3 protein-coding genes are annotated in these 4,202 nt (G+C 43.7%); all 3 read left to right on the top strand.

From position 1 onward, the window contains the following. On the top strand, window positions 1–2,197 hold a 2,197-nt coding region (locus tag QZ135_RS24595), incomplete at its 5' end, for a DUF4906 domain-containing protein (RefSeq protein ID WP_365979437.1). 94 nt (window positions 2,198–2,291) lie between these two features. Next, window positions 2,292–3,842: an ATP-binding protein gene (locus QZ135_RS24590; protein WP_294615731.1), complete on the top strand. Its 1,551-nt coding sequence runs from the start codon at window positions 2,292–2,294 to the stop codon at window positions 3,840–3,842. A gap of 149 nt (window positions 3,843–3,991) precedes the next feature. Continuing rightward, a partial coding sequence (locus QZ135_RS24585) for a hypothetical protein (RefSeq protein WP_294615730.1) occupies window positions 3,992–4,202 on the top strand: 211 nt, incomplete at its 3' end.

Raw genomic sequence — 4,202 nt, 5'->3', positions numbered from 1 at the left:
CGGTACTGCCGCCTTCAACGCGAGCCTGTTGCCCAGTGTGTCTACCCGTTCGTCAACCGATGTTCCTGATAAATTGTACAATCTTGAAATCCGGCAATATGATGCGAGCGGAAATCATTTGACAGGAAAGGATTACGGGACTGTGGATATCGGCAAAAGCCTTGAAGTCACTTTGCAGGAGGCTGATGATTGCCAACTGGTATTGGTGGCACGCGGCAGTGGGCCTGCCGTGTCCGCCCTGGAAACTAAAACTTTAGAAGCTGTACAAAGTATGATTGTAAATTCATCAGTAATAAATGCGATTACCCCTTCGGTGGCAAATAGCATGAACGCAATGCCTTATGTGCTTCATTTGAAACATGTAAAGGTGTCTACGGTCAATGGCGTTCCGGTTATTCAAAGTCCGGATGGCAGCTATGATGCACGCTTGATGTTAAAGCGTTTGGCTATGCGTCTGACTGTGACATGGAATTACAAGGTGGCAGGATATAAACTGAAACAATTATTGATTCAGAGTGTACCGATGAATTATGCAATCGTAGACAAGCCGGATACTGACGGTACTTACCCTTCCATCGTCTCTCAATTCACCACGCTTGCAATACCCATATCCGAAGACGATGCCTCGAAAGGTGAAGGTTCTTACTCCTGTTGGGTACCCGCTAATGTACGCGGTGAAAGTGCTGCCGCTACCACAGAAATCCAACGAACTAAAGCGAATGCTCCTGTGGGTAGTACTTTCTTCAATTTTGTAGCGGTGAATGATGCTGATGCAAAGAAGAAGCTCGACTACCGTGTTTATATCGGTTCGGGAGCTTCAACGGATTTCAATATGTATCGTAATAAAGATTATGCCTATACTGTGAATTTCGAGCATATTGGCATCCCCACAGGGGATAATCGTGTGACGTATATAGATCCGATTCCTGCTTCTGAAAACAACGATAACCTGGTGCCCACCGCCAACTGTTTTATGGTGGAGCCGGGTGGTGCCTTCTGTTTTGATCCGTTTGCATACCAGCAGCAGGGGGCAACCATAACCAATAGTACTCTGAAAAGTTGGTGTAGCTCTACTTCCGGCATTAAATCTGTGAGAGTGCTTTGGCAGACAAAAGAAAACGGTGATGTGGGTGATCCGGTACTGGGGATTATGAATGCTACAGATGATCATGCCAACATTGTAGACATAAAAACTGCGGATGGTAACACTTTTACAGGGCCTGCTTATGACATTAACCAATGCCGTATATATTGTCGTGTGGCTTCAAATACCACTGGTGGTAATGGAGCGATAGCAGCATATGATGGGGAAAACGGGACAGGGAATATTATTTGGAGTTGGCATATCTGGGTCACTGACTATACGCCCGATTGTACAGGAGGTGAGCAGATATTAGAACCTGTCAATAAACGGAAATTACGTTTTACTTATGGGAATTCTGATGTATTGCCCGTGATGGATCGGAATCTGGGAGCTATGGTAGGGTATGTGGATATGGTTCCGACCAGCTATCGGGATATGTCGAAAGCAAACGGTTTGCATTATCAATGGGGCAGGAAAGACCCGTTTCCAAGTAGTTATACGGAAAAAGAAATCGTAATGATTGATAATAAAAACTCATCTACGCCGCCTGAAGGTATGCAGAATCGTTATGGAGCGGATGGTATTACCTATGTAGTGAATGATGGTAGAATGGATCTTATGAATCTTCGGGGAGTCTGCCAAAATCCGACAGTCTTTTATGCTAAAAAAGGTCAAATTACCGGTGGTATTACAACAGGTATAGGGCCTGAATGGACTACCGAAATGGGCAGTGCCGTGTGGGGAGATACCAAAACTGTCTGGGACCCCTGTCCGGCTGGTTGGAGAGTAGCGTCGAAGACTGATATGGGAGCTATAATACTTAGTGGGAAGAACGTAAGCAATGATGCCACGAAAAGTAAAGATGGAGGTTATCTGGTTTATTATGAGGCTAAGGGTAGCGGACATACCTCTTATTTCAGGTTTACGGGATATGGCAGGTATTTCAATACGTTTGTGCAGATTGGTAGCTTGTGTACTGTTTGGTCTTGCACCGGAGAAAGTACTACGAAAGGATATTCTGCTGCGAGGTTATTTATGGATGGTGACTATGATGCAATCCCTATGTATAAGAGTGATGCCCATACAATCCGCTGTATTCAGGAACGGGAATAGAATTGAAACACTATTATAAGTTCGCTCTTTGACATGCTGGAATAACGGAAAACAATTAGTATCTTTGCTGTACTTAATCTAAAAGTAAAGGTATATGAGTGGCAAGATTTATCCTATCGGTATTCAGAATTTCGAGAAGATACGCAAAGATGGTTATTTCTATATTGATAAAACCGCTTTGGTATACCAAATGGTGAAGACGGGAAGCTATTATTTCCTTAGCCGTCCGCGCCGTTTCGGCAAGAGTCTGCTGATCTCTACCCTGGAAGCATATTTCCAGGGAAAGAAGGAACTGTTTACCGGATTGGCGATGGAGAAGCTGGAAAAGGACTGGATAAAGTATCCGGTGTTGCATCTGGACTTGAATGCCCGTAATTATGAAGATAAGAATTCTCTGCTTGAAGAATTGAATAAAAATCTTGAAATTTGGGAGCAAATCTATAACAGTCCGTATGCTGATCGTGCACCTGAAGAGCGGTTTTATCACCTCATCCGTTTGGCTTATGAGCAGGCAGGACAACGTGTTGCCATTCTTGTAGATGAGTATGATAAACCTATGTTGCAGGCAATAGGAAATGAGGAACTTCAAAAACAATTTCGGGAAGTATTGAAACCATTCTACGGAGTATTGAAAACTCTGGATGGCTGTATCAAATTTGCGATGTTGACGGGAGTGACGAAGTTTGGCAAGGTAAGTGTGTGCAGCGATTTGAATAATCTGGACGATATTTCGATGCGTAATGAGTATGTCGAAATTTGTGGCGTCAGTGAACGGGAAATTCATGATACTCTGGAAGCGGAACTACACGAATTTGCCGAAGCGCAAGAACTGACGTATGAAGCCCTTGGCTCCCGTCTGAAGGAGTATTATGACGGTTATCATTTTACACATAATTCCATAGGTGTCTATAATCCTTTCAGTCTGCTGAATGCTTTTAAATATAAGGAGATCAATAATTATTGGTTTGAGACGGGTACCCCCACTTATCTGGTTGAATTGTTGAAACGTAATCATTATGATTTGGGACGTATGGCACACGTGGAGACCGATGCTGACGTTCTGAATAGTATTTATGGTGACGAAGATCCCATTCCTGTCATTTTTCAGAGTGGGTATCTCACCATAAAGGGCTATGACAAGGAGTTCGGGCTTTATCGTCTCGGTTTCCCTAACAAGGAGGTGGAAGAAGGCTTCATGAAGTTCTTGATTCCCTTTTATACCCACTTCAACAAGGTAGAAGCTCCTTTTGAGATACAAAGGTTTGTGAAAGAGTTGCGTGCTGGTGATATCGATGCTTTCTTCAAGCGTCTTCGGAGTTTCTTTGCGGATACTCCTTACGAACTGGTGAGTGAGCTTGAACTTCACTATCAGAATGTGCTTTTCATTCTTTACAAGCTGCTGGGCTTCTATGTCAAGGCGGAGCGCCACACCTCAGACGGTCGTATTGACCTTGTGTTGCAGACAGATAAGTTTATCTATATCATCGAGTTTAAACTGGACGGCACTGCTGAAGAGGCTTTGCAGCAGATAAACGAAAAACGCTATGCGCTCCCTTTCGAACAGGATGCCCGACGTTTGTTTAAGATTGGCGTGAACTTTAGTAATACGACACGTAATATTGAGAAGTGGCTTGTGGAAGAATAGGCTTGCTTCTGATTCTCATCAATAATTTTAGTTTTCCGTCCCGCTTCGTGTGCCGCAAAGTACACGTGGCGGGACGGTTTGTTTTCCGGCGTTCCGGCTTTGAAATATGAAATTGATTATAAGATAATTAATATAAAATGATAAAGAATATGAAAGTGAAAATAATGAAGTTATCCCTGCTTTGGGGATTGGTTGCCTTTTGTGGTGGTTTGTTGGGATGTGAAGACTGCGTGGATGATGTAACTTCGTCTATAAATGAAGACGGGCTGGTTCCGGTTTACTTGTCTTTCGGCTTTGCCGAAGAAACAGGTGGTTATACTCCCGTTCCGGGCTCGCCTCGAAGGAGGCAATGCCTCCTTC

Origin of the sequence: uncultured Bacteroides sp., from assembly GCF_905207245.1 — a bacterium.
Classification (GTDB): Bacteria; Bacteroidota; Bacteroidia; order Bacteroidales; family Bacteroidaceae; genus Bacteroides.
The sequence above is the reverse complement of the archived record's forward strand: the minus strand, read 5'-3'. Positions and strand labels throughout refer to the sequence as shown.

Bases quoted from the DNA above. Each gene is read 5' to 3' on its own strand.
- QZ135_RS24590 (WP_294615731.1), top strand. From the start codon at position 2,292: ATGAGTGGCAAGATTTATCCTATCGGTATTCAGAATTTCGAGAAGATA.